This is a genomic window from Cognatiyoonia sp. IB215182 (assembly GCF_033963905.1).
Lineage (GTDB): Bacteria > Pseudomonadota > Alphaproteobacteria > Rhodobacterales > Rhodobacteraceae > Yoonia.
Genome location: NZ_JAXBMB010000009.1, coordinates 180,319 through 206,735, shown reverse-complemented (window position 1 = coordinate 206,735; position 26,417 = coordinate 180,319). Strand labels below are relative to the sequence as shown.

Annotated in this window: 22 protein-coding genes and 2 pseudogenes; 6 read left to right on the top strand and 18 right to left on the bottom strand. The window is 54.5% G+C overall.

Annotation, left to right across the window (positions count from 1 at the left end; all coding sequences use genetic code 11):
• The coding region (locus SLH47_RS19395; RefSeq protein WP_320241845.1) for an RNA ligase at positions 1-929 on the top strand (929 nt) is incomplete at its 5' end.
• A 577-nt stretch (positions 930-1,506) separates the two neighbouring features.
• Here SLH47_RS19395 and SLH47_RS19390 read toward each other — a convergent pair.
• The 7 genes and pseudogenes from SLH47_RS19390 to SLH47_RS19365 form a co-directional block, all read right to left on the bottom strand.
• Positions 1,507-1,791 (bottom strand): annotated as a pseudogene (locus SLH47_RS19390) (transposase); the annotation flags it as partial.
• A gap of 5 nt (positions 1,792-1,796) precedes the next feature.
• Positions 1,797-2,156 (bottom strand): hypothetical protein, encoded by a 360-nt coding sequence (locus tag SLH47_RS19385; protein WP_320241843.1) that lies wholly within the window; start codon positions 2,154-2,156, stop codon positions 1,797-1,799.
• Positions 2,153-5,581, bottom strand: a complete 3,429-nt coding sequence (locus SLH47_RS19380) for a DUF637 domain-containing protein (RefSeq protein ID WP_320241842.1) — start codon at positions 5,579-5,581, stop codon at positions 2,153-2,155. The genes SLH47_RS19385 and SLH47_RS19380 overlap by 4 nt, the downstream gene beginning before the upstream one ends.
• 519 nt (positions 5,582-6,100) lie before the next feature.
• Positions 6,101-6,256 (bottom strand): annotated as a pseudogene (locus SLH47_RS26395) (hypothetical protein); the annotation flags it as partial.
• The gene (locus tag SLH47_RS19375) at positions 6,237-8,510 is read right to left on the bottom strand and encodes a filamentous hemagglutinin N-terminal domain-containing protein (protein WP_320241841.1); all 2,274 of its coding nucleotides are present in this window, start codon (positions 8,508-8,510) and stop codon (positions 6,237-6,239) included. The pseudogene SLH47_RS26395 and the gene SLH47_RS19375, both read right to left, overlap by 20 nt.
• Positions 8,511-8,630: 120 nt before the next feature.
• The gene (locus SLH47_RS19370; protein WP_320241840.1) at positions 8,631-10,301 is read right to left on the bottom strand and encodes a ShlB/FhaC/HecB family hemolysin secretion/activation protein; all 1,671 of its coding nucleotides are present in this window, start codon (positions 10,299-10,301) and stop codon (positions 8,631-8,633) included.
• 44 nt (positions 10,302-10,345) lie between these two features.
• Complete coding sequence (locus tag SLH47_RS19365) at positions 10,346-11,002, bottom strand: invasion associated locus B family protein (RefSeq protein WP_320241838.1); 657 nt, start codon at positions 11,000-11,002, stop codon at positions 10,346-10,348.
• Between the two features lie 587 nt (positions 11,003-11,589).
• On the opposite strand from SLH47_RS19365, the gene SLH47_RS19360 reads away from it, so the two are divergent.
• On the top strand, positions 11,590-12,927 hold the full coding sequence (locus SLH47_RS19360) for a P-loop NTPase fold protein (RefSeq protein WP_320241836.1): 1,338 nt from the start codon (positions 11,590-11,592) through the stop codon (positions 12,925-12,927).
• 188 nt (positions 12,928-13,115) lie between these two features.
• Here the strand turns inward: SLH47_RS19360 and SLH47_RS19355 are convergent, their stop codons facing one another.
• Positions 13,116-15,572 (bottom strand): hypothetical protein, encoded by a 2,457-nt coding sequence (locus tag SLH47_RS19355; protein WP_320241834.1) that lies wholly within the window; start codon positions 15,570-15,572, stop codon positions 13,116-13,118.
• A gap of 261 nt (positions 15,573-15,833) precedes the next feature.
• On the opposite strand from SLH47_RS19355, the gene SLH47_RS19350 reads away from it, so the two are divergent.
• Entirely contained in the window at positions 15,834-16,058 is a 225-nt protein-coding gene (locus SLH47_RS19350) for a hypothetical protein (RefSeq protein WP_320241832.1), read from the top strand.
• Between the two features lie 4 nt (positions 16,059-16,062).
• On the opposite strand, the gene SLH47_RS19345 is transcribed toward SLH47_RS19350, so the two are convergent.
• The 8 genes from SLH47_RS19345 to SLH47_RS19310 form a co-directional block, all read right to left on the bottom strand.
• A complete protein-coding gene (locus SLH47_RS19345) occupies positions 16,063-16,197 on the bottom strand; it encodes a hypothetical protein (protein ID WP_320241830.1) in 135 nt (44 codons plus the stop codon).
• Between the two features lie 15 nt (positions 16,198-16,212).
• Complete coding sequence (locus tag SLH47_RS19340) at positions 16,213-17,055, bottom strand: hypothetical protein (RefSeq protein WP_320241828.1); 843 nt, start codon at positions 17,053-17,055, stop codon at positions 16,213-16,215.
• Positions 17,052-18,410, bottom strand: a complete 1,359-nt coding sequence (locus SLH47_RS19335; protein WP_320241826.1) for a DNA methyltransferase — start codon at positions 18,408-18,410, stop codon at positions 17,052-17,054. Before SLH47_RS19335 ends, SLH47_RS19340 begins: the two co-directional genes overlap by 4 nt.
• A 164-nt stretch (positions 18,411-18,574) precedes the next feature.
• A complete protein-coding gene (locus SLH47_RS19330) occupies positions 18,575-18,763 on the bottom strand; it encodes a hypothetical protein (protein ID WP_320241824.1) in 189 nt (62 codons plus the stop codon).
• Between the two features lie 359 nt (positions 18,764-19,122).
• A complete protein-coding gene (locus SLH47_RS19325) occupies positions 19,123-19,314 on the bottom strand; it encodes a hypothetical protein (RefSeq protein ID WP_320241822.1) in 192 nt (63 codons plus the stop codon).
• 138 nt (positions 19,315-19,452) lie between these two features.
• Complete coding sequence (locus tag SLH47_RS19320; protein ID WP_320241821.1) at positions 19,453-21,294, bottom strand: BCCT family transporter; 1,842 nt, start codon at positions 21,292-21,294, stop codon at positions 19,453-19,455.
• A gap of 384 nt (positions 21,295-21,678) precedes the next feature.
• A complete protein-coding gene (locus SLH47_RS19315; RefSeq protein WP_320241819.1) occupies positions 21,679-22,245 on the bottom strand; it encodes an XRE family transcriptional regulator in 567 nt (188 codons plus the stop codon).
• Positions 22,246-22,468: 223 nt separating this feature from the next.
• The gene (locus SLH47_RS19310; protein WP_320241817.1) at positions 22,469-23,053 is read right to left on the bottom strand and encodes a TetR/AcrR family transcriptional regulator; all 585 of its coding nucleotides are present in this window, start codon (positions 23,051-23,053) and stop codon (positions 22,469-22,471) included.
• Between the two features lie 94 nt (positions 23,054-23,147).
• Here SLH47_RS19310 and SLH47_RS19305 point away from each other — a divergent pair, with 94 nt between their 5' ends.
• Together SLH47_RS19305 and SLH47_RS19300 are read left to right on the top strand one after the other, a co-directional pair.
• A complete protein-coding gene (locus SLH47_RS19305) occupies positions 23,148-23,540 on the top strand; it encodes a RidA family protein (RefSeq protein WP_320241815.1) in 393 nt (130 codons plus the stop codon).
• 92 nt (positions 23,541-23,632) lie between these two features.
• Positions 23,633-24,190 carry a hypothetical protein gene (locus SLH47_RS19300; RefSeq protein WP_320241813.1) on the top strand — a complete coding sequence of 186 codons (558 nt, stop codon included), beginning with the start codon at positions 23,633-23,635 and terminating at the stop codon, positions 24,188-24,190.
• 72 nt (positions 24,191-24,262) lie between these two features.
• On the opposite strand, the gene SLH47_RS19295 is transcribed toward SLH47_RS19300, so the two are convergent.
• On the bottom strand, positions 24,263-25,072 hold the full coding sequence (locus SLH47_RS19295) for a hypothetical protein (protein ID WP_320241811.1): 810 nt from the start codon (positions 25,070-25,072) through the stop codon (positions 24,263-24,265).
• Between the two features lie 2 nt (positions 25,073-25,074).
• Positions 25,075-25,455 carry an MAPEG family protein gene (locus tag SLH47_RS19290; protein WP_320241809.1) on the bottom strand — a complete coding sequence of 127 codons (381 nt, stop codon included), beginning with the start codon at positions 25,453-25,455 and terminating at the stop codon, positions 25,075-25,077.
• A gap of 110 nt (positions 25,456-25,565) precedes the next feature.
• Here SLH47_RS19290 and SLH47_RS19285 point away from each other — a divergent pair, with 110 nt between their 5' ends.
• On the top strand, positions 25,566-26,375 hold the full coding sequence (locus SLH47_RS19285) for a helix-turn-helix transcriptional regulator (protein WP_320241807.1): 810 nt from the start codon (positions 25,566-25,568) through the stop codon (positions 26,373-26,375).
• The last annotated feature ends 42 nt before the right edge of the window (positions 26,376-26,417 follow it).

Below are 26,417 nucleotides of genomic sequence, written 5' to 3'. Positions count from 1 at the left end.
CACGGCCGTTCCATAAATTCTTCAATCTGGGAGAGAAACGGCTGCCTCAGGATGAACCTTGGGACCAACCGCATCTGATCCTCGACAAGCTGGACGGGTCGATGATCCACCCGGCCCTTGTGGACGGGGAGATGGCGTTCATGACTCGGATGGGGATTACGGACCACGGGCGGACCGCTTTGACGTTGGCCTCTGGCGGGGTGCGGGCGGTCGCGCTCGAGATGCTGGAGGCCGGGTTTACTGCGATCTTCGAATATACTGGGCCCGAAAACCGGATCGTCGTGCTTTACGACAAACCTGAGCTGACGCTGCTGGCGATCCGGGAAATCCGTACTGGTTTCTATCTTTCGATGGAGGAGATCACGCGTATTGCGGCCAAGCATGATGTGCCGGTCGTGCAGTCCTTCGGGCAGGTCGAGGATGTGGCCAGCTTCATGCGGGACACCCGGGCACTTGAAGGGCTGGAAGGGTATGTGATTGCCTTTGAGGATGGTCACCGGATCAAGATTAAGGCGGACCTCTATGCGCTTCAGCACAAGGCTCTTTCCGATCTTTCGCAGGAAAAGAACCTTCTGGGCTTGATTGCCAAGGACTCCTTGGATGATGTGATGCCGCTCCTCGCGGAAGACATCGCAGCCGAAGTGCGGGGCTACAATGATCAGATAATGGCAAGCCTGAAGCGGCTGGAGGTCGAGATCACCGGTTTTGTCGAGGAGAACCGCCATCTTGAACGTCGCGACTTCGCAGCGAAAGCCAAGGCGGAGCTTGATCGCACCCTTCAAAGCGTCGCCTTCCGCGCCCTTGACGGGACCCCGCCCCGACGAGGACTGATGGAGATCCTGGAACGTGCATCAGCGTCTGAAAACAAGGTCGATGCAATACGGCCATTGTTCGGCATGGCTTGGTCCCCTTCGCATGCAATGAAGTGAGAATTAGCAAGGCCCCTTCGCACTTGGGGCCTTTCTTTTGAGCTTGGAGAGATCGGAACGGATGACCGTTTTGCCGCAATTGCTAGACTTTGGGAAAAGCTTTTGAATATCGGGTTTGTCCACTGTTCGATCAGTGCAGACCATAAATCGAATGCTCTGTGTGGATGGCGCCCGCATCGCAAGGGTTAAATGAGACAGTGTGCACCCTTTCAGAAGCACTCTAGCGTCCGGACTCGCATGATGATCTGTGCGTCAATTAGTTATTTCCGATTTCGGTGCCCGAGGTGAGCTCTCTTTCAGCAGACCCCTGTCTGAGAGTGTCCGGTCTTTTGTGTATGACTGATCCGGTTCATGCTTCACCGAAGGAAAGCATGAATGACAATCTCAAAGGGAACCCTGCACGAACTTCTGCAAGAGGTTAAGCGCCCGAAAGACTTGCTCGGCGGAAGTGACAAATCTTCACCAATCCTTGGAGCCAATTCACCGGTTGCGTCTCGCAGATCATCAAAATCTGCGACTTGAGCTAAATGCCAATCAACGCACTCTTGAGTACGGCAGGCGGCCAGCTTCGCATCGTTTTACGCAGGATCTCATTGGCCTGCTTAAACTCGCTGTTCTCGCGTTCCAACGCCTTCATCTTCGCAGCCATCTCGGTCGTGACACCAGCACGATCACCGCGATCAACCTCAGCCTTCTTGACCCATTCGTTCAGTGTTTGCGGCGCGCAGCCAATCTTCGAGGAAATCGACACAATCGCCGCCCAACGGCTCTCATGCTGCCCTGCGCCTTCCAAAACCATCCGTACAGCGCGCTCGCGCGCTTCTGGTGAAATCTGTTCGTCGTCTTTATCATGATGCTCCATCCTACTCATGAGTTGGAGCCTCCGGCAAACCCGGCGCGGTTCAGCATTTCTGATGGCATGAACGCATCATACTCAAAGTAGTATGTAGCAGCGGCACACTTAGCCGCCGTTGATGCATTAGTTTGGTAGTGGGCCAAATACTTCAAAACACCTTGCAAATCCTGTATCGACAAGAACTCTTTCATGCCCAGTCTTTCCGCCGCAAGTGGTGTGAAGTTATCAGAACCCAACTCCGCTTCGTTGGTATCGATTACCAAGCAGCGAGATGAAGACGATATTTTCTCTTCGATTTGGATGAAGACCCAATCTTTCCAAGAAAACCGATCAAGGTTTTCCATTATGTCGCCCAGTGTTGTGTCGATCATTCAGTACCCCAATCTGCGTATCCACCGGAACCACCTGGATGAAGTGTTTCTTGCACAGGACCCGGTGCCGTGTGCTGATCAAACGGAACTAACTGCATTTGACCCGGCTCAGTTCCATGGTGCCAAGTTACATCCGGTGTAGGTCTGTTATCTGGGAAAGCACCTCTTGGACCTGGTCTTACACCATCAACGATACCCGGATACAGATTTTCCATCTGCGCTGCGTAAGCTGGATCAGCCTCAAATGCCTCATGCAACGCTTGGTTTGAAATCTGGTTATGTCTACGACGTGAAACACCGGGATACGCGTTACTCGGCAATTGGACTTCAGTTGCTACTGAATAATTCGGACTATCAACCGACCTAACCAAAGCCCCGTTCGATGTCTCAATGGATGTTCTATTGGGAGCGTCACCGATCCTCGTCGTTGAGACACCTTCCATGCCGAGCGTCCGCATCACGACGGCGTTGGAGATAGCCAGACCCTGTAAGCTTTGCCCAAAGGCCTGCACGACCGCTGCGCCTTCTTCAGTACCGTCCCCAAAGTACAGATCATTCAGGCTCAACAAGCCATTTTGCCTACCAGCAACCATCGCATGTACATTCATGTTGCGGAAACCGGCGGACAGATCTTCTAGCTCGCTGATAAGATCCAGCGTTTCAGCAATTTGCTCGCGTGGGATTCTCCCAGACTGCACAGCATTGAGCAGCACACTAGCCTGCGCAGACATTGCGTCTGACATCCCTTTATTCGCAAGAATGAACTGCGTCAGATCCGATCGGCCATAGCTATCGAAGTATGCATAGAGATCGCCACCGATACCTTGCGCCGCCGTAAAGGTTGCGTAGCCAGGAGCGAGGCCAAACTGATCGACAAACGCGAGAGACTCGGCAATCGTGCCAAACTCACGCATGTTTATCGTAGAGTTCAGGTATTCTTCGGACTGTCCTTGAGACAAGTCGGCAAACAAGGATTGGCCATCCACCATCAATCCGCTCGGTGCCTGGGATGCAATGAACGCTGCTGCCGTTTCGTTTTCTGGTAACGACCGGAAGTCGTCACTAACTCGCCTGTTTAGCTCCAGCAGCAAAGCGGCCTGTGCTTCTTCACGAGATAAGCACTTACCTCCGCTCTGACAAAGCCATTGCTGATACTCTTCAGCATTGGCTTCCGCCCATTCAACTTCCTCAAGATGCATCTGACGGTTGTTTTCTTCGACTGATGCAGCAACCTCACCCGCAAAGCTTGCGGCATCTGCGTCACCATCACTTGCAATGAGGATGGCCGTTGTTCCGATGAGCCGTTGCAAGTCAGCCTGCCGATCGAGCGGCAACGTTGTATCCCCCACCAACGGCCCTGTTGCCTCTGCCAACGCGGCCGCCATCGCCCCATCGGCGAAGGATCTGCCCAATGCCTCGGACGCGAGACCACCTGCAACGGCATGTGCCAGCATTTTGGGCAGGCTGCCATCCGGCAACCCATGCGTATCACCGAAGTCACCGATTTTGTGTTGCACTCCGGCAAGCCCTGCCATGACCATGGCATTTGTCCAACCTGCAGTGAGGTTGTCACCAATATCACCGCCGCTGATTGCGGTGGAAACTGTTGCATTTACAGACGCACTAATGAGGCCTGTTTGCACGCGGTGGATGGTGTTTTCCATTGCGGTCACGGTCTGCGGATCAAAGTTTCCCAAACCAGCCGCGTTGTTGAGGTGTGCGGTGAAGCCAGCAGAGACCATCGCGGTGGCAAGGCTACGCAGGGCTTCATCGGAACCAAGCTGTTCGAGGGTCGCCGCCAGGTCTCCCTGGTTGTTCACGAGGGCCACGGATGACTGCGTGATCAGGTTGCTAATGCCAGCCTGTATCACAACTTGGCCTGTTGCACCCGCCCCTATGCTGGCGGCGATGCCTTCAGCCCAACCAGCGGTTAGGCCGCCTGTTGCGTAGGTCACGATAGCCGTTACCAGCAAGGCGCCCGCTTCTGTCAGACCCTGCTCTTCATAGTCCCATTCTTCAACCGTGGCTTTGATTCCAGTCCAATCCACACTTGGATCGGTACGCATGTTGCCCATCCACTCCAGACCCGGCTGCGCCGAGATTGTGGTGAGGGCATCGTCAAGATTTTCGTGGGTCTGATACTCAATGACGATCCCGGTACCAGCATTGATCGTAAAGCCACCATCAGCGTAAACTTCAACTATCTCAATGGTTTCAACGCTTTGACCTTCGTTTTCTTCGCTCCACCACAACAGATCTTCCTCACGCAGATAGTCCTGCTGGAATGTACTGTCAGTTTCTGCCAGGAGCCGCACTTCGCCTGCCGCCGTGAGGCGCGTTTCGCCACCGCTCTCCAAAATGGCAGCATCCACCGTCACATTGCTTGTGTTCGATGTGATCGTTAAACCACCACTGGCCGCAATTACCGTGCGTTGGGTTTCAACTGACACATCTTGCTGCCGGATGCTGGTATCAACCTCAAGCAACCCGCCATCAATTTCCAGACTGAAATCTGACTGATCAACATCCTGTACCGACGCAATCTCCACCGAACCCTCTGCTGTTAGGGCCGCGTCACCTCCAGCGCTGGCGTCAACGCCACGCAATGTAAGATCGCCACCGGTTGTTATGTTCAGGTCACCGCCCGCAGCAATGCTGGCAAGGGTATTGGTGCGGCTGAATTCATTGTCATAGCCGCCTCTGATTTCATCCTCCCGCTTGGTTTCAAGTGCCAATGCGGAAATCTCGACCCCATCACCTGCGCTAATAGTCAAGGCATCGCCAGCCACGAACTCTCCGCCGGTGGATTGTACACTACCGGTCACGTCGATCCGCAAATTGCCACCAGCTTGGATGCTGGCTATCTGCTGTACCCGATCATTGTACCCCGATGGCATATCGTCTCGTGACATCAGAGTATTGTGTATGACCTCGGCGGCGGCAATGTCGATGTCGCCATCACCGACAATCAAGCCGGATCGATTGGCAAAGATGGTACCGGCATTGATCGTTATATCGGCATTCGAAAATAAACTACCGCCATCGTTGGCAAAGACCGTGGCCGAACGTAAATCCAGTCTGTTTACACCCGAAATCCTACCAGAGTTGGCAATCGCACCTGCCAGAATATCCGTTTGACCACCCGTAATGCGCGCACTGTTCAGATCGATATTCGCCAGTGTCGCTTGCGAGAGATAAAGCCGAGGCACCAGAACCTCTTGACCCTCCACCAACTGCGTTTCCAACCATACAACATCATTCGTCAACGCTGCGATCTGGTCAGGGGTCAAAGCAACGCCGACGGTCAGGTTCAGATTGTGTTGTGCGTCGATGGCATTGTCATAGAGGGCGCGCATCTGCGCGACATCATCCAGTGATCCATTCAGATACCGCTCGCCTGTCAATCCAAAGATCTGTTCGCGCACTAACCGTGTCTCGATATAGCTGTCGCCAAAACGGCGCACGGTCCGGTCGGGGTTGTAGCCACTCACTTGGCCAAGGAAATAGTCTGAGCCCAAATAGAGACTTGGATCGATGAAGTCGGGACGGGTTTCAACCAGATATGGTGCGTTGGGGTCAGTCGTTGGATCGAAGAGCGCCTGGCGGCCCAGAACCGTATCAATGCTCAGATTCAGATCGGGTAAGCTATCGCCGTTCCTGCTTGCGGCATCGGCATCTGCGAGGGCACGGTCGCCAGAGGTCAAGCCGATCTGGTCTGCACCGTCGCGTGTTGCGTCGTTTGCAAGATAGCCGCTAACCAGTGCGTTCAGCGAACCACCCGCCTGGATGGTTGCATATTCAGCACTGATCGTCGCCGTTGTCTGATCTGTTCGGGTGGTTTCCCAGCGTCGGCTGTTGGTACCAACGCAAATGCCGAATACGTCATAGCGACACGAACGGCGCCAGTGATGTGTGACCGCCACTACATCAACCGTCTCAATCAAGTCACGCCCGGTATTGGTGACCGTCTCGGCAGCGATTGTCAGATCCCCGTTGGACATGATTTGACTGTAGTCATTGGTCACCGTGGTGGCGTCCAAAGTCAGATCACCACCCGCCAAGATACTCGCCGCAGCACCGTTATGCGCTGCGGTTTCCACGGGTCGTAGTTGTCGTCAGTGTCGCCCTGCGCGTACTCCCGCGGCTTGGCCGTCTTGGGCGATCAGAGCCAGTTACTTCAACAATGGGCGGCAGTGTTGTAATGGTTGGTGCAGGACGCGCATTAACGATACCCTCTGCGGCAATGAAAATATCGCCGCCAATGGCTTCAATCGTGCCCGAGTTGTTCAGAACTTCACCCGCCCGTGAACTCGTCAGCCCGATAATCGTCAAATCAGTTTCAGCAATCACATCAGCGTTCGTGTTGCGAAAATCACCATCCAGCCGATAGGTCGAGGACGTACTCGAATAGAGCAAGCCGGTGTTGATCAGGTCACCCGTCAAATCAGCAATTAAAGCCCCGGATGACGAGCCCGTTGAACCGGCGTTGTCCAGGGATGCAGCCTCAAGACGCAAACCGGCACCCCCGTTGATGAGACCACCGACTTCATTCGTAATAATGTCGGCTGCTGCGCCGTCCTTCCCTGTGATTGCAATCGAACCTTGGGCCACCACGTCGCCCGCATTCGTCACAGCACCGTTCGCGCGCAGGTTCAATGCAGACAAACCGACCAGGGCGCCCGTGTTGTCCAAATTGCCTTCCGTGGCCACAGCCAATGCACCCGTTTGTGATGCAATCAGTCCTCTGTTGTCCAACGACTGCGCGGTCACGTCGGCCACGGCACCAATAATCTGCCCTGTATCGCGGTTAGTAACAGCGCCACCGGCAGTTACAGAAACAGCTGTTTGCGACAGCACATCGCCAGTGTTGATGACATCTGTCTGCGCCGTTACGACGGTGCGGGCATCACCAGCCACACGGTTGTTGTTCGTGACAGAGCCGATTGTTGCATGCACCGCTGCTGTGCCTTTGGTCTTCAGTGTCGCGTTCGTTGCAATGCTTGCACCCGAAACGGTGAGCCCGCCTACAGATGCAAAATCACCACCTACAACAGTGAGATTGCCGTTGCTGACAATCGTCAGATTGTCGCCAGCACGAATTTGACCGTTCGTGGCGGTTAAATCATCCGTTGTAATAGTCAAATCGCTCAAAGCGCGCAGGTTGTCGTCAGCATCGGTTGCATCTCGTGACAGGTCAACAACACTTGCCTCCAGCGTAAGTGCGATCCCTGCCAGCAGGCGCCCTTCACCCGCATTGATGGTGTCGCCTACCAGCGACAGATTGCCTGACTGGGTCATTGCGCCGTCACGAGTGGTACCGGCGGCAACGATAGCGCCTTGCCCCAAGGAAATGCCGTTACCAAGAACACTCACATCGCCCTGCGAGGCCACAAGCGTATCCTCTGCAATCTCCACAGCCGTCATGCCCTGCAGAACAATCGCATTATCGGAAAAGATCGTCCGCTCGGCGCGCACAGTGGCGGACCGGGATGTTGCCCGCACAGGGCCAGCGGACTGCACTTGTGCCAGGATCAGTCTGCCATCGGCCGTCAGTGTCATCTCGCCTGCGTTTGATGCCATCTGACCTTGCATGTTTACGCCAGAGCCCGCTTCGGTCGACACAACAGATATCCGACCCGCGTACATGCCGCCCAAAAGCGAGCTATCAATCGCAATCGCCGGACCATCACCGTTGTCGGCAAGTGCGGTGGCATTGCGTGTCGCATAGTCAAAGCTGTTGCGACCCGCTGTCAGACCCAAGGTGCCGTCCACGGCAATCGGCCCCTCTACGGAAATACGCCGCGAGACGATATCGAAAATGGATGATCCACGCAGATCGGCACCGTTTTCCCCGATCAGCACATCGCCGCCGGTCACACGGAATGCGGCGAGTGCCCCATTGGCATCCAGTTCAGCGCTTCCGGTTGAGAGTGTCACGCGAGGGGTATTGATAAAGCCGCAGCCATCGCAGGTGATGCCGTTGGCATTGGCAATGATGACATCAGCAGAGGCGCCATGGACCTCGAGTGCACCCTCCAGAACAGACCGATTGCCGCTCGTAACCTCATTAAGAATGACACGTGCCGAACCGCTAGTGGCCAGATTGCCGTTGCCTTGCAACAGCCCGCCTAATTGCGATTGCGTGAGCGGTGCATCTGAGTTGTTCAGGATTGCGCCGCCATTGCCGACGCTGAAATCTGTGAATGTATTCTGGGACAGGCCAGCTGCGTTAGGCGTTGCAATATCAACTGTCGTGACACCATTTCCCGCTTCATAGACTGACGTGCCCGCACCGTCAGCCACGATGTTAGCTGTTTGTGCCATGATGGGTTGCGCCGCTACCAACAAGCTCATGAAGGCGCTCAGAGTATTGCGCGCAAACCGCGCAATACCCTTACGCTGTCTATAAGTGCCGTAGCTGTAAGTCTTGGAACGGGTTTTCGTAGGCTTGTTTTCCACGGTCTTCATGCTTTCTTATAACGAGATCGACAGTGAGGCTGCAAAGACACCGCTGTCGGGTCGTGCTGCGGGTAGGTTATCGGGCAAGTTGAGAACATCGGCATAGCTGATATCAAACGACATATGACCGCCTTGCGATCGCAGGCCAAAGGCAGTGCCGCTGAGGTTGCCGCCAGGAATACCGTACGGCGCCTGTGGGGCGACCCGTCCCAAATCAATCGCCAAGTAAGGCACGATCTGGCCAAAAGCTTGGGCGTATTTCTGGTGGTCAAAAAATGCCACAGGCATGGCAAATTCATTGCGCAGCGTCAAACCGCGATTCCCGAACAGTAAAGCTGATTCAGCACCCCGCACGCTCGAATGCCCGCCCAGCGACATCTGTTCTGATCCAAAAAGCAGATCGTCAGACCATTGTCCCGTGAGCCTCACGTTATACGTGACCGATTGGACCTGAATCGCAAAATTACGCGCATAGCCCAGGGCAAAGTCGTACTTGGTGAATTGTGCAACCGGCGCCCCATCTGGTGCATCATTGTCAACAATGGCGCCCAGGATGTCCAACCCGCGTGAAACTCCCAAAGACGCCAACCCCTGACCGCCCCAAATCTGGCGGCTGTGGGACACATCAAGGTTGAAGATGGACAATCTTCGGCTTGATACATCAATGCGGCTTCCGAGAATGAAGCTCTCGGTCTCTTTGGCTGTCAGCGTGCCGGCAGCCGTGGTCTTGGAAATCTGATCGCGGTGTACAATGCGCGAAACCCGCACGTTTTTGGTGCTTGAATTACCCGACGTCTCAATAGGGTCAATCGCACCATCAATCTGTGACTTGTACGCGTTACGATTGCCATCCAGCGCAAAGCTCCAATAACCATAAGGTACCTCGAACCTGGCGGTCCAGGTATCGCCATGCGGGCGGTTGTCAGAGAATGACAGTGGGCTGTCATCCATGGACCGCTGATAGGTCAGTGATAGTGTATCATTCAAGCCAAGGAGGTCGTCATAACCAAAGCTGAGACGGCTTTGATATTCACCCGTCGATGCGCTTCCCTGATCATCCAGACCCAATGACGCATGCCAGCGACGCCCAACCTGTCGGTTAACGGCCAACACTGACGCACCGCTCTCAGATCCCGCCGCCAGCTCCATTGTCGCGTTGACGGACCGCAAACGGCTGAGCTGATCAAGCCCCTGCTCAATATCGCGCAAATTGACCGGTGCGCCAACCATGCCGGGAAAGGCCGTCGCGCGCTGACGTGGGGCCACATCGGGATCACTATTGACGATAATCGCCTCAAGCGATCCTTCAACAACGACGACATCCAGTTGGCCATCAGATAAGTCTTGTTCAGGCAGAAAGGCACGAGCGGCGATATAGCCAGCCTCCACATAGGCAAAGGTAATGGCTTCCAGAACCGAATTGATCTCGGCCAGGCCCAAACACTGGCCTTGGACAGGCGCAACCACCCGTTGTACCCGATCAGACGAAATCAACGATACGCCAGCGACGTTTACGTCCGTGATGTCAATACAAGTCTGACCCACCGCACTGCGCACCAACGCAGGCGCTTGCGGACGTGCACCATCTGGCGCGTCAATAACAGGGTCCTGCTGCGCCTGTGCCTGCTCACGCTGAATAGCTGCCGCCTGCGCCGCGGCTTGTTCCTCGGCTGATTGGGCGTGCAAAGGTGCTGCACAAAGCATCAAACCAGTAAAGGCAAAAGGAAATCTCACTCGCCTGCCGACTGTGGTATCTGACCAGCAGCCAGCGCCTCAAACCCGGCAGTGAACCCACGCAATGAAAAGACAACGCTGACAACCTGTCCATTCAACAACCGGAAATTCGCGGCACCTTCAATGCCGCGCTTCATGGCGCTCAGTACAGCCTCATCGGCAGGAACAACGACCCAGCATCCGGCTTCATTACAGTTGCGATAGCGCGTCAAAAACGGTGCAGTATTGCCAAGCTTCAGACCAAAATCAGACGGCAAATGAACATCTCGTGGCGTCAGAACGACCAATGCCCAACCAACACTGCCTGCAGCATCATCGGCACGTGACAGTGCGATGTTCAAGACTTCGACAGATCGACCGTCTTGGTCGACCTGTACAGACTGGGACAATTCACAAGCGGCAGTTTGATCAGGTCTTTTATGCGAGATGCAACGATGCTGCCAGTCTTCAAATTGTTCTGCAACGACGGTTGTGGATTCACCGGACGCGGTCGCAGAAGTTGGCTGCGCAAACGCGGAGACCGGCAACATCAAGAAACCAAAAACGATTAAGCTGAAGCGCAACAAGATTAAGAGACCACCATTTCTATCCATAGACACGTTCATCGCTCTCTTCTGATCTTGTTCGCTGTGCTTCGACAGTTGTGGGTTCAATTGTGTAAGGCGGGTCTGTTACGGGAGCGGGGTAGACAGTTACGCTCAGACCGTAACTGGTCGCGGAACCGTTAGTTCACTTTGACCACACGTAACGGCGCGAAGGACGCTTGCTTGGATCGAGACGCCCAGAGGAAATCCAAAGTTGGGCTGCTAAGTTCGCCTTCCTTGTCAACGGTACTCCCCATCTGATCAGCGCGTCCGCCCTAACGAACACCGAATAATGTAAAGAAAGAGCTGCCGCCTGTTGTACTGAAAGAAGTAGTAGTGGCAGCGCAGATCAATTTCTCATTTGCTATAGCCAGACTAATCAGTGTTGGAAGTCGAAATAAAATACAAAAAAGAAATGGATCGATAGGATTTCACTATTCCCCGGCGCCCGTGGATCCGCAGCCGCATCGGATCAAGAACTACTTCATACCAATTTGGGGTGCGCCTCTTTTGGCAAAGGCAGCGCTCACAGCGGATGCAGCAAGACCGATTTCTGCCTCTTCGCATGATAGCAATTGTCTACTTGATTGAGTATTGAGTTGCGCGATCCGCGGGACACTATGGCCGCTGGCAAACATCGAGAGGAAGCCATCTAGATGCGACTAACGATCCCCGAGCCAACAATCGACCTGTACAAACAGGGTTTCGAAGGTACCGATAAGCTGCGGCGAAACGTCGATGGGAAACGCTTGTCAAAGCTGGTGGAGAATATCTCTGATCCAATGGTAATTGCTATTGATGCTCCATGGGGCGCGGGAAAGACTGTGTTTCTAAAGTGCTGGGTAGGCGCTCATACCCTTGAGAACGAAGGAACGGCCCAAACGGTATATTTTGACTCGTTTGCAAATGACTATTTCGACGATCCGTTGATCAGTATTCTTGAAGCTATCCAGAACCGATTCGAGAAACTTGGAGAGTCTGAACCTCAATCGGTAGCGAAGCTAAAGACATTTGGCTCAATCGTTGCCCGTAGTGCAGTACGAATAGCTGCCCGCTGGGTGACAGGGAACCTATCGGAACAGATTGTAGCGGAGCTTGGTGACGAAAACCTCGGCAATGCGGTTGGCGAAGACCTCAACGAAGGCGCAATTGCGAAAGCCAGCGCGCTATTCTCCGAGGCCACAAACGCATCTCAGGAAGCGTTTAGTAATTTCAGGACGGCTTTGGAGGAGTTATCTGCCACAGAAAAACTTGTCATCGTGGTTGATGAGTTGGATCGTTGCCGTCCAGACTATGCGCTCAGTCTTCTCGAAGTGATCAAACACTTTTTCAATGTTCCGAATGTTCATTTTGTACTTGGAACGAATCTTGATGCATTAGTGGACAGCGTTCGCGCACGCCATGGGAGTTCAATCAATGCACAGAAATACCTTCAAAAATTTATCAGTGTGACGATGCCACTTCGACGGAGACTGTCTCCGGTCAAAGGCGATACTGTCGAGGTCGCACATTTGCGTCACGTTGCTGGATGTGTCGATTTCGACAGTGTTTCGTTTTCATGGCTGGTCGAGGAGTACCTGTCGGTCTTGCAGCCGACGGCGCACATCACACTTCGCGACATTGAGCGCATTGTGACTAAGGCGATCGTTGCGCCGGAGCCGCCCACTTCTAACTCGCGCTTCAAAGATCATATGCTTGTAGGCGCAATTTTTCTCGGGGTCCTCGCTCCAGACGTCTTGGAAGCGGCGCGCAGGGGCGAAATGAAGAAGGCTGATTTCTATGCCATTTTTCGTCTAGATGCTGATAGAAACCTCTCCGCAGACGCACACGATGCGCATTGCGTTTGGGCAATGGTCTTCCGAGACCGAACCAAAGGGTTGCCTCAATATCTTGAGCGGTGGGAAACAAATGTATTCGGCAAGCGACATGCAAACGAACACCTTCGCGATGTCATTGCTGAGTTCCACGATCAGTTCCAGATAGAGGTTGGATAATGCCTGCCGAGAGGTTGCGAGCAGCTACCTGCAGTGAATGTCTCTTTAGACGGGCCGCGGAGAACCGAACTCTCAATTTCAGGTTAGGGCCGAGGTGATAGGGACGAACGAATGCTGTGCAACTACCGAAGTTGGCAAGGACAGCAACAAACAGTCAGGTCCGACGAACTCTCGGCATAGGTTTGCAGTCATTCGTCTGAATTCCGTGTGGGCTCGATCCATACGGGCAAACCAAGGTCGCCTTGCTCCAAGGTGACAACAAGCATGGACCGGACGAAGCTGTTCAAGCTCCCAACCTCATCAACGAGAGCCGAGTAATTCCTACAAATCCTTTCTCCTTGCTCATGGGCATTTCTCAAAGCGCGTTGCTCGTCTTCCGCGAAGCGCCAAAGCTCACACCCTGCCGTAAGTTCTTCTCTTTCGCGCTCACCGTTATCTGGTAGTACGGTTGCATTCGCTTGTCTAAGTCTCGCCTCCGGCATGTCCCAGCCCAACGGAATCTGAAGACCTTGCACGTCGTAGAAATGCTGAAGCAAGTATCCCTCCCGTAGGAACGCATCGACCTGATCTGACCTACAGGCCGGACAAAAAATCTGTAGAAAGCGTTCCTTTCCATTTCCAACGCGCGCCAGTCGGGCATTCATCATCGTGATCAAAGGATCGAGAAAATACCTCTGCAAAGTCAGTGGCTCTTCGCCTTGCGCCAATTGCCCACCTGTAAGGCTCGAGTCATCTAGTGGCTTTGAGCTATTGGCAGTCGAAAGCGAGATGAAGTGAAGGGTGAAACGTATGGTGCACGGATCTCGAGGGAAAACTTCATCGATAAATTCACGGCGGGCAATATCATTGATTGAAGTACCGATCTCGGTAGTTCCGCCGGAGCTATTCACGAATAGGAACGTGACTTCATCGCATTCCATAAGACGTGCCATGCCGACTTGGTAGCTGTCTGGCATAGTTTCTTGGTGCGTCAGCCTTGACGCGAACAGCCGTTCCACATCTTCCTTTCTTATTGAATTGAAGAAGGGCGCATAATCTGAGTATATTTTCAGCGCTGTTGTCAGCCCAGAGCCATCAAAGTACCCGCCGTCTACCAGCTTAAACGCCTTTGCTTCGTTACCTGAAGTATCAGGCAGGTTCAGTTGCAGCGCTGGAGTCACGTAAGGAAAGGCGGCACTCGCCAGAACGGCGTCAATAACTGAGATGTCGAAGGCACCGGGGTCATTGTTCAGCTCTCGCAACAAGGACAAAGACGGCGGCAGCGCCGCCACCGTCGGGCGAGAGCGACCGTGCCAAAGCGGGAATGGCGCCATCGCAAAATCATAGCCAGTCCGAACGTCCGTAGCAATCGGCACCTGAGCCGGTCGGCCGGAGACATCAATACCGCCATCGTCATTGAAATTCCAAAAGTGGCTGAATATGCCGACACTCGACGCATCTGGATCACCTGACGCCTCAACGAGAAGTTCACGAAAAGTATCAACTCTAGAAGAACTTGAAAGCATCCCAAAGAACAAACGGTTCGGGAAATCTGAAAACAGGAGCTTCATCACAAGTGGGGAGAGCATATCGCGATGGAGTACTTCGTCGACGATGTCTTCACTCTGAGACGTACCGTTGCATTTATCCACTATATTAGCTGGATTTACATGTTTCCTATTAGCATAAGAGGCAAGAAAGTTACCCACTGCCCCACCTGAAATCCCAATGGCTGCAAAAAGATGCTGTGTGAACATCGGGCAGATCTGCTGCGCTTTGACCTGAAAGGAGTAGGCGTGGGCTGCTGCGTACCCGCCTCCGCCAGAAGACATCAGGATAAGAACAGGATAGGGCCGGTCGCTGTCGATGTACCGAAAGAGATCGTTTCTGGTTAGCAACCACTTGTGCAGGCTGTTGTGCACGTCGCCTTGCCGCTCCCGCGAGATCGCCCTTTCCATTGAAACTTCGGCGCCCGACCGAGCTTCCGAAATGTGATGCCCATCGTTCCAAAAAAGTAGTGGAAGCGCCGCTAGTGCGAGGAGCAGCCCGCCTGTTCGGCCGAGCCGCAATAGCGCGGCAACGATTGACAAAAGCAGCGTCAGAAAAATCCCAGTGATCAAAACTACCCCGAGACTGCGGCCGATACCGATGGGGTCGATGGACGTTAGTATGAAAGCTATCAACCAGCCTGAGAAACAGAAGATGAGCGCAGCGCCCGTCTGGCCGATCCTAAATCGCAGAAGTTGGCTCGGAGGCATTGCCTTCCAAAGCGATTGAAGAAAGAGAATTAGAAAGCCAAATGAGGCGAGAAACAAAAATCCAACAAGTGCATAGACCCATGTTCCACGCGCACCAAAAAGACTAAAAAGTAGCGGGAGATATGTAAGCGTCGGCGCAATGACCACAACACCGGCAAGGAACCGCAGCGCGGGAACTTGAAGCAAAACCAAGCGGCGCGTCGAGTTACCAATCAGATAAAGAAAGCAGCCCGCTGCTAGCAAGAACATCGAATTCACGATCACTGCCATGAAGACGCTTTGTTCCCCTAGTGCGGACAGGAGTTGGCTATTACTGGGAAGGCCTTTAAGTACCGCCACACACACGAGAAAAACTAGATTTGGTAGCAGGGTGGCGATGAACCACGCAGTTCGCTTGAGCAGCTTCATTTCTGAAACCTTATGTATACTAGATGTGAAAATCCGATGCAAAATTCTATAACAAGTCGTCGATGAATTGGCGGAAAGATATCATTTTTTATTAGTTTTTGCACCAATTTTGTTTCGATAACAGACGCCTGTACGCATATCAGTATGCTGGCATTGATGTTCCAACACAACCAGCTACCACCGCTGGAATCACGCGTGATATACTTAAGTTCACAACACCAAATGGTGGGCTGGATATTGTAGTGAGACGGCAGTAAGCAGATGACAGAGATACGGTCGAGTTCAGAATTTGCAGAAGCGCTCTCCAGGCTTCTGGACGATAAGTCTTTCCCCGCAGAAAACGTTGATACGCCTAGATTTATTGAAGCCATGCAAGCTTGGCTTAAGGATGTAGAAGGCAACAACGGTTGGTTCGAATATCCAAATGATGCCCATATTACATGGTCAGATCTGTATAAACTTCTACAGGCAGCAGCGGTTTATTAATAGCTCATCTATTCAAATCACGCGCCACATTCATCAGCTCCAGTTCAATCGTCACACGCTCGACCAAATCGTGCAGTTCTTGGTGTGCAATGAACAATACCCCAAGCGGATCGGCCCTGTTGATTCCCGGCATGGTCACTTCAGGCCTCCCCGCTCAATCAGTGGCGCTTGCCATCCGCTGGCGGATCATGTCCTGCAGCGCCTGCATTTGCTGTTCGTCGTCGAGATCATCCGTGTCGCATATGCGTTTTGCGTCCGGAATCATGCGCAATATGCGCAGGATGTAACAGGATGACCGCAGTGTCGCTCCGCGCTTGATGATATAGCCCGCATCAAGCCAGGCCTGACGGGCCTTCGTGAGCAATTGCCGTTGCGACAGAGCCTCTCGCCGCATCATCCTGAACACGATGTCACCCCCACGCAGCTGTTCCCGCCGCGGCAAGGTCTGGTTGAGAAGCTCAGCCAGTAGCAGGCCCCCGCTTGGTGGGTCATCCTCCCGGTGCAAGCCATTCATCCGCCGCTCAAGCGCATCCTGCCAGAGACACGCATCAATGATGCGCTTGGTGTTCCGCATGGCGATGTATTCATCGTGATCATATGGGCCAAGGATCCGCACACCGGTGCGGTCATCAATCCAGATATCGTCGGGATGGGGAAAGTCCAAAGGTTCACACCCGTGGATCTTGCGGTAATCTGCATATTTGCGGAGCTGTGCCTTTTTAATCGCGCGCCACTCTGTCACAGATCTCTTGATGTCCAGTTGTTTGTTTTCTGCGGCCAGGCGCTGCAGTTCATTAAATTGCCGGATGCTTTGTACGCTCCCGTTCAGTGCCGATGAGGCTAGCTTCTGCAAAACAGCTGACTCTATTGAGGCCTCAGTCGGATGACCATCCATCAGGATGGTGACCTTGGTGCGCCCCACCGCCTCAACCAACTCCCAGAAGTCATTCATGCCACCATCGTCATCAATGGTGATCTTTGTGATTTTCTTTGTCATGCCGATTGGTCCTTACCGCGCGCCTCGGCGGCTTGGTCGCAGAAGCGCTCCCCATCCGCGTTGCGGACATCACGATCAGCGGTCAGCGCGATGTATCGTCGGATGATTGTGTCGCAATAATGCGGATCGATCTCGAGAAGCCTGGCTTTGCGGCCACAGCTTTCTGCCGCGATCAATGTGCTGCCAGCACCGCCAAAGCCATCCAGCACGATGCTGCCGCGCCGACTGCAATCCTTCAGGGCATCAACAATCAGTTCAACGGGTTTGACCGTGGGATGCATACCGAGTGCCTCGTCACGCGCAGCCCCCAACACATTGGCCCCGGCATAATCCCAGACATTCGTGCGGTAACGGCCGCTCTCGCCCAGACCAAAACTGTTGATATGAGCGGCCGTGCCAGTCTTGAAGACGAAGACCAGTTCATGTTTGGACCGGTAGAACGTGCCCATGCCAGCATTTGTCTTGTTCCAGACGCAGAGGTTCTTCAGCTCTGTTAAGGCTGTCTCTCCCGCAACAAGCAGTTCCTGCATGTGACGCCAATCCATGCAGACATAGGCAATTGCCCCATCAGCAGCGACCGACGCCATATTTGACAATGTACTGGTCAGGAATGCCGTAAAAGCCTCCCGGCTCATCTCGCCCGAGGCCACCGCAAACTCCCGATGCTTCTGCCGTCCAAGACCGGTGACGTTGCCATCAATCTTCACGTTGTAAGGCGGGTCGGTGAAGATAAGTGCAGCCCTGTCCTCCCCCATGAGCTGCGCCATTTCGCTGGCGGCGGAGGCATCTCCGCAAAGCAGACGATGTGCGCCCAGATGCCAGAGATCCCCGCGTCGCGTGACGGCAGGTCCAGGCGCCGGCTCATCCACCTTGTTCAGGGCCGGGTCGGGCTGCGCCTGCCCTGCCCCATCTAGTACCACTTCGATCTCGCCCAGTGAGAAGCCCGTCAGTGCGAGATCAAAGTCAATCTCGTTCAGCGCCTGCAATTCGATCGATAGAATTTCGGCATCCCAGCCGGCATTCTCGGCCAGCTTGTTATCCGCGATCACGTAGGCGCGGCGTTCCGCTTCGGTGAGATGCGACAAAGCCAGTGTCGGCACCTCGGACAATCCAAGTGCCGAGGCCGCGCGGACCCGACCGTGACCGGCAATGATCTCGCCATCATCAGAGACCAGAACCGGATTGGTAAAGCCAAACCGCTTGATGCTCTCTTCAATCTGCTTGATCTGCGCCTCAGAATGCGTGCGTGCGTTATTGCCATAGGGCGTCAGCGAAGCCGGATGCACATAGCGCAGGGCCGCGTGTTTGCAGGATTGGTCGCGAGGATGGTCGGGATGTGTGGTAGTCGAAGTCATGAGTAGGCCCTCTGTTCATGATGGAAATTGCGTCATGAACACGGGCTACCCCGTCAGAACGGTGGCTAATACACGCAAGGGCTTGCGGGTATAGCCTCAGCTATAGGCACCAAGCACACCTTGATGCGCGCGCATGCGAAGGGGACCACCAAGCCGTCCGGCACTTACCAAATCATGGCAAAAAGCCGGTACCGCGTGACAACAACACGCACCCGGCAAATGCCGCTGCCTTCCCACCAAACGACAATCCGATCCCAGATATCGACACTGCCGTCCCGCAAGACGACACCCACGTTGGCGGGTCGGATCGCAAAACCGCAACAAAGTGCCCGAAAGCGAACCCAAAACAGCAATCACATCCCGCCTATGGGACCCCAAAACACCCTTGGGAGATGGTCAGCAATAGAGCAGGAAAGCCATAAGCCTATGAAATATATATCTAATATCACATCCTGAGACCCGCCGGCCCACAAACAGAGACGAGTTCGAGAAAAAACCCCCGCTCCGCCACATTTAACCCTTTGTTTTTGAAATATTTTCTGGTGTTCCTTTCTCTCGACATTTTAAACCTGGTCGGATGCATTATCTGCACCTGAGACCGGATGAGCTGTGATCAAGTCGCCGTTTCGCCCGTCCGTCTCATTCGTCCGACAAGCCGGGTCCGTTTTGTGGCCTTGGGCAGAACGGCATTGAACCGTGATAAAATGGCGGTTTACAGCGCGTTGAAAAAGGCGCGTTGGGCATCCCAATTGGTGGGCAAATCGTGGGTCCTCAGCCATTCGGATGTGAAGCCAGAAGGCTGATGGCCGGCGGTGATCTGCGCGAGGAGATCTGGGGCGAGAAAGGCGAGGTTGAGATGGCGGCTGAGCCTGACGCGATGACTACGATCTTTCAGGGCATCCATGATCAGTTCAGCGGGTTTGACCTTGGGATGCGCCTGACGGTTGTCCAGTCACCGGTTCAGAGACTGTCTTCTTTAGAAAAGAGCTCCGGCGCTGGGATACCATGCGCCAGAGCCAGACTGCCTTGCTTCACCCGCCGACTATTCTGCGGGTTCCGCGACAACGAAACCTGATTTCTCGCGGCGGCTGTCATTGAAGAGCGCTTTCATCAGTGCAAATGCCATGATCACCATCACCATTGTGAAAGGAAGCGCGCCAACGATCATCGCGTCCTGCAGTGGTGCAAGTGGGTCGGCATTGTCCGGGTCCAAGGCGCCCGCCACCAGGAGGCTGCCGATCACGCCGGTCAGGATCAGGCCCCAGATAATCCGGTGTTTGATGCCGGTCTCGGTGGCACCGCCGGACATGATCGTGTTCATCACCAGGATGCCTGAGTCCGCCGAAGTCACCAAGAACGTCATGATCAGCACAACGCACATAATGATTACCGCACCGACCAACCATTCAGGCAGGATCATCTGCAACGAGACAAAGAGCTTGTTGGTGTTTGATGCGGCAATGATGGCACCTTCTGCGGCACCGCTTAGCTCTGCTTCGACGGCTGTGCCGCCAAGAATGGTCATCCAGGCAAAACAGACCAAGGCCGGCGCGACAACGCAGCCGAAGATGAATTCACGCACTGTGCGGCCTCTGGAGATACGCGCCAGGAACAGCCCTACAAAGGGGGAAAACGCGATCCACCACGCCCAGTAGAACGTTGTCCACCCGGCCTGCCAACCAAAGAGCCGACCTTGTGTCCCCGCATCGTATGCTGCTGCATGGAGGCTTGTATCAAGCGACGCAGCAGGGCCTTCGAGCCGGCTAACAAATCCATCAAAGCTGCCCCATGCATTCGTTGCACCCGAGTAGAGACCTCCTGCCGCGGCTTGCGCCTCTGCCGGTAATGCGGCCTCAAACCCCGTTTCCGAAAGCGGTCCATAGGCCTCAAAGCTCAGTGGGATGAAGTGCCAGATGTAGTCCGCTAGCGCGGTCGCGTACGTGGTCATGGAAAAGAGGAACGATCCAAACACAACGAAGGTGAGCAGCAACAGGAGTGACAAAACAAGATTGAGGTTTGACAGATACTTGATCCCGCGGCCTACGCCCGAGACCGCTGACAGAATTGACATGCCCATGATGATGCAAAGAGCCGTAATCAGGCCGACCGTGGACGGAAGTGGTGCCGCACCATCAACGGATGCCGCCATCAGCCATTCCATCCCTGTGACGTTGTAGACGCCATCGACAAACTGGCTGACGCCATAACCGATTGTCACCGCTACGCCGAGAATGGTGGCCACCACGCCCAGGACATCAACGATGTGACCAACAAACCCATTGGCGAACCGCCCCAAGACCGGGGTCAGCGCCGTGCGGATCGTCAGCGGCATGTCGCGGGTATAGGCGTAGTAGGCAAGGCTCAGCCCGGTCACCACATAAATCGCCCATGCGTGGAACCCGAAGTGCAGAAAGGTGTAGCGGAAGGCAGATTGCACCGCATCGGGTGAATTCGGCTCCGCTCCCTGTGCCACAATAATCGGGTTAGAGCCCCAAAGCCCGATAGGCTCGGCCGTGGCGAAAACCATCAGCCCGACACCCAGACCGGCGCCGAACATCATGGCAAACCAAGAGAAAGTCGAGAATTCGGGCTGCGTGTCGGCGCCGCCCAGTTTGCGCTTGCCCGTTGGCAGAACAGCGAGCGCAAAGAGGAAGAAGGCAAAAAAACCGACGGAGATGATGTAGAACGTATTAAAGCCGAGCAACGTGGCCCAGTTCCAACCGTCCAGCGTAGCAGTCGCGTTAATCGGCCAAATAATCGCCCACAGTACAAGACCAACCATGGTGGCCTTGGAAATCAGCGCAATGGGCAGGCTGTGCCCTTCGTAAAACCCCGCATCTTGCGTATTGATCTCGAGGTCGGTGAATGGTGCCTTCATTCTCATTGTCCTCTCCTATATCGTTGTTTTTATTGGTATTATTTATGATGTTGTGCATGACTGGTGGCGCCGAGAAGCAGGTGCGTGGGCAGCTCAGCCAGTTGGTTGACTGTTGCACTTCGTGTCTGGTCAGGGGTTTCGCCTGACGTGCACAAGTGTAACGCAATGGCGATTTTTGAAGCGTTGCCGCCAATTGCCGCATTTGGAGTGCCAAACCGGCAGAACGTGAAGACAACCTCCTGTCCATACAAGCCTTTTGGCTCGAACGAAGAAAGCGACTCTCTTGTTTGACACGGAAAACGGCTGAGCAACGGCGCCTCCACTTTTGTGGAGGCTATTCCGCAAAAGGGGATTCTGTCAAATGATGCGGTTCATCCGTGATAACGGAGGTTATCCCTCTCTGACGATCAGAAGCGCGCGGGCGGCAACAAGTGCATGGATTGCATGGTCCAGATCAGCAGCATAACGGATCGTGTCGCCTTCGGACACTTCTGCAGTTTCGTCACCGGACCTGACCGTCATCCGGCCTTCGAGAACAGTCAAATGTTCGACCGTGCCGGTCTTGTGTGGCGCGCTTTCAAGCGCCGCATCTGGTTGGAAGGTGATGTCGTAGATCTCAGTGCCTCCAACGTCCGACGCTGAACTCAGGATGCGGATGGAACAACCCGCCGCACGATTGTAGATTTGCGGTGTGGTATCGCCACGAACGATTTCGCGTATCGGATGTTGCGGCTCACTATCCTCATCCAGAAGCGTTGCGAAATCGACGTTCAGCGCTTTCGTAAGGTTCCAAAGGCTGGCAATGGTCGGACTACTTTCGCCCCGCTCCACCTGACTGAGCATCGAGCGCGAAACCCCCGAGAGATTGGCCAATGCATCAAGACTGAGCCCCTTGCTCTTGCGCTCTTCCTTCAAACGCGCGGCAAGTCTTGCGGTAATCTCAACGTTACGTGTCAACTATTCACTCGGCTCCTGTTTAGCGGACATGGTGCTACTATGCCGAATGCTGGAGCCGAAATACAGCCACGCTGCGCCGATGGAGCCACACAACCCGCTGTGACAATAGAGGTGAGGGACGCATGATCTAGCACCTGCCCGAATTCTGCGTCTCGTTCACGGAAAACACTGGCAAAGCTACCAAAGTTCGCCCCAATGCCAGCGCAACTCTTTTCAATCGGCTTCAGTCATCATCCCCTTTCTGCAGAAAGGAGCGCACGACGGCAGCCACTTGTTCCTGCGTGGGTGTCGTGCCTTGTCCGGTGGCATGCATCAAGCCGATGCCATCGATCAGACCGACACAGGTTGCAATCTCCACATCGCTATGGGTGCCCGCCATGAGTTTCAAAAAGAAGCCAATGGGCCGACGGGCCGCAGCAGTTAGGAGTTTACCAACCGAAGACAGGTCCTCTCGCCTAGCCGACGCCATAGTGAGTTCGACACGCGCAAGAAACAAAGACTTTGCCTCATCAGCATAGGACACAACCTCCCGTGCGACGTGATCAATAGCCGCCTTCATGCCCTGGCTGGCCGCTATTTCGGCAAAGCTGACCTGCAACGCATCGCAGTCTTTCTCAAGCAGCGCCGCAAGATGATGCGCCGTTGCCAGAAGAAGGGCACTCTTCTTTGGGAAATAGTATGTTGAAGATCCGACAGGCAGTTCTGCGGCCTGATCCACCGCACGATGGGTCACACCTTCAAGCCCACGCTCGGCAAGAACGCTGATTGTGGCATCCAGAATAGCTTTACGACGTTCAGGTTTTGCCATTGACACCAGTCCAATACATTTGCAGAGTTTTTCAATACATCTGTTGTGATTCCAGAATTTGGAGCATAGAAAAATGTCACAATCGTTGCAACGTATGAACCCGCCGACACTGCCGAATGCGGCCGAAATGGGGTATTCCCAAATATCTGTCGTCGAACCCGGTCGGTTGGCCTTTGTTTCGGGGCAAGTCGCCCAACCCGCGGGAGGCGGAGACGTTCCGTCCAGCCTCACTGATCAGGCAAAGCTTGTGGTGAAGAATGCGAAGGCTGCTCTTGATGCGCTCGGGGCAACGCCGCATGACGTTGCCATGGTGCGGATTTACATGGTGGACCTGACGGACGCCCGCCAACAAGAGATGTTCCCATACTTGATTGAAATGTTCGATGGTGCTCAGCCAAGTGTGACCGGGATTGGCGTTGCGGCACTGGCATCACCCGATTACCAAGTGGAAGTCGAGATGATCGCCAGACTACCCGACGGAACATAACCGCAAAGCACCGAAATCTCATGTTTCTAGGACATTATGGTGTCGCACTAGGTGCAAAGGCGGCCTTTCCAGAGACCCCTTTGCCGATGCTGATGCTGAGCACGCAATTGATTGACGTTGTGTGGTCGGGCCTGGTTCTGGCGAAAGTCGAAAAGGTCGAGATTGACAAGACGGCGACGCCAACCGTGCCATTGCGGCTTAGCTATATGCCCTATTCTCATGGGCTTTTCGGGGCGCTGACAATCAGTGGCCTCGCGTCTCTTCTTACATACGCCATCTATCCTGATGCCTCGTTGCAGGTTATATTTGTGATTTTTGCGGTCGGGTTCTCTCACTGGCTTTTGGATTTGATCGTCCATGACCATGATATGCCACTGATCGGAAACCGCTATCACGTCGGCTTTGGCCTTTGGCGCAATCGCCCGATCTCCATCGCGCTTGAAGTAGCAATCATCATTTGCGGGGCTGCTTTGCTACCCTTGTCGGGCGCGGTGGCGCCGGTGAAAGCACTGATTGTTGGCGGTGTCCTGACAATCATCCAGGTGGGCGTATTCTTCTCTTCACCGCCGGAAACACCAAACAAGCTGGCTGTTTCCATGCTTATGGTGTTCGCGCTGATGACAGTCGTTGGCATCTGGATGGACACCTGAGACCACATTTTCAGCCTTTTCGTCGTGGGTCCGCCTGGCCAAGCATATGCCGTGACTGATTTCGATCCATCGCTAAGCTTGCGCCTGCAGTATCGCACGTTCACCCCGAACCCAACGATAAGTGTCATACAGATCGAAGACGTTCGAGATGCCGATAATCACGAAATAGGCCCATGCGTAGACCGCGAGGCTGGGCGATAGGTCGCCCCAAACAAAGAGCCAGTAGCCTGCGTAGATTTGCAGCGGCACCCAAGGGATCAGATGCGGAAGCGATGTGATCTTCGAGATGCCTCGCTCATAAAGAACAATGGACATGTTGCTGAGCAGGACAAACATGAACCCTAAAGCGATCCAGCCAGGCAGAGGATGATTTGTGAACCCGTAAAAAACGAATGAGGCCATGTTAACGGGTGCCAAAAAGCTCCAAACCCAGATCTGGACCCAGATGGGCGCTGCGTTCAGCGACCGGAAAGCGTCCACCAAGCGGGACCAGAAATCGAAGGCCGCCTGAAAAAATGCTATCGCCAAGGCAAGGAAGAGGACGATCTCTCCCGGCATAAGGATCGCGATGGCCGAAAAGTCCTCATGAGCGGCAAGCGCGATCCACAGCCGCATCAACGACAGCGCAAGAAAACCTAGGCCCGTCCCCAATCCCACAGGCCCATGCAGATCAGTGCGCCGTGCTGTGAGCATCAGTATCGTACCCCACCCAATCATGACGGAGCCTGCCGTTGCGCCAAGATACAGCCCCATGGCATTGACGCCCGCTGCCGCGACCAGTTCTGTGCGCACTCCGCCAAGGTGTGCGCCCAGTGCAAGGAACAACGCTGTGCCAAGGCAGATCAGTAGAAGCCCAACAATCTGAAAAAGCGGCTTTGCCATGCCTACGTCGCCAAAATGGCGAGGGCCATTATGATCAGGCCGGCAATCCCGACCGTCCACAACGCGGACCGCAAGAGCGGGATACCAGCGATGTAGACCGGAACATAAGCTGCGCGTGAGAGGACAAAGAGCTGTGCGCCCAATACGGCCCCATCACTCGAAGCTCCCAAGACGGCAAGCGGCAGGAACATCATGTATTGTTCAATGCTGTTGGCCATGGCCCGCTCTGCCCGCGCGCCCAAGCGGGTCGTTTCAGGCGGGTCATCCCGCGCACCCAGCGTTGCCAAGATCTTTGGATCAGACCGCAGGATGTACCGAAATACGGGTGGAAGCAGCGTTTGCACAAAGAACAGCAGAAGGGAGAGTAGAATCCAGGTGATCACGTGGGAACCTCGTTTAGCGATACGTTTCTCGCAATTTGGGTCGCTGGCACCGAATGCTCAATTCCCTCGCAGGGAATGGTGCTGCCATACTTGCGTTGCTAGAGTGCAGTATGAATGTTGCAGCGCTTCCTTTGGACTTCGGTAATCTCCTGCGCTCCTGGCGGTCGGAAAGACGCCTTTCCCAGGCAGATCTCGCCAATGTCATTGAGACCCCGTCACGGCATGTCAGCTTCCTTGAAACCGGACGGGCCAAACCATCGCGCGAAATGGTCACCCGCCTTGCCACGGCGCTTCATGTACCCTTGCGCGATAGAAACCTCTTGCTTCGTGCCGCGGGCTTTGCAGACCTCTACGCAGAGCGTCACATGTCCGAGGAAGAGATGTCGATGCTTCGCAAAGCCGTTCTTCGTCTTATGACCGCGCATGATCCTTATCCGGCCTTTGTCGTTGACCGTGACTGGACCGTTCAGGATGCGAACGCGTCGGGTCGGATGATGCTGGCGCCAATCGCGGCGACCTTTCCGTTTGATGATCCCGAGAACCGGCCGAACATGCTCGACATCACGTTCAGCCCCGACGGTATCCGGCCTTTCATTGTCAATTGGGAGGATTATGCCCGCCAGGCCATTCAACGCATTCACCGCGAGGCGCTTGGACCGGCGGATGTCAGGCGCGCGCTTGACAGGATCGGCAGGCACCCGGATTTGCCGAAGGACTGGTGGGCATTTGACGTGCAGTACACACTTGACCCGATCTTCACCGTCCAATTGCGCAACGGTGATCGACGCCTCAACTTCTTTTCTGTTCTTGCCTCAATTGCCGTACCGACCGCAGCTTTGGCTCAGGAGCTTCGTGTTGAGACCTTGTTCCCTGCCGATCAAGAAACTGAAGACATCCTCTCAACTCTGGGAGAGGAATAGCATTTGGGGAGACTCCGCGGCGCAAGGCTCTAAACACATTCC